The sequence below is a fragment of the Bacteroides sp. An269 genome (genome assembly GCF_002159755.1).
In the GTDB taxonomy this organism is placed as follows: domain Bacteria; phylum Bacteroidota; class Bacteroidia; order Bacteroidales; family Bacteroidaceae; genus Phocaeicola; species Phocaeicola intestinalis.
In genome coordinates, this window is the sequence record NZ_NFJG01000275.1 from 1 (window position 1) to 504 (window position 504).

Below are 504 nucleotides of genomic sequence, written 5' to 3' on the forward strand. Positions count from 1 at the left end.
GCCCTCTGTACCCCCCATTGTAACACGTGTGTAGCCCCGGACGTAAGGGCCGTGCTGATTTGACGTCATCCCCACCTTCCTCGCATCTTACGATGGCAGTACCGGCAGAGTACCCAGCATCACCTGATGGCAACTGCCGGAAGGGGTTGCGCTCGTTATGGCACTTAAGCCGACACCTCACGGCACGAGCTGACGACAACCATGCAGCACCTCCGCGCCTGCCTTGCGGCTGTACCGTTTCCGGCACATTCAGGCGCAGTTCAAGCCCGGGTAAGGTTCCTCGCGTATCATCGAATTAAACCACATGTTCCTCCGCTTGTGCGGGCCCCCGTCAATTCCTTTGAGTTTCACCGTTGCCGGCGTACTCCCCAGGTGGGACACTTAACGCTTTCGCTTGGCCGCCGACTGTATATCGCCGACAGCGGGTGTCCATCGTTTACCGTGCGGACTACCAGGGTATCTAATCCTGTTTGATACCCGCACCTTCGAGCCTCAACGTCAGTG

The 504-nt window shown here is 58.3% G+C and carries 1 rRNA gene; it reads right to left on the minus strand.

What is annotated here, in order from left to right:
- Window positions 1-504: ribosomal RNA gene (locus B5F71_RS19715) — 16S ribosomal RNA — on the minus strand; the annotation flags it as partial.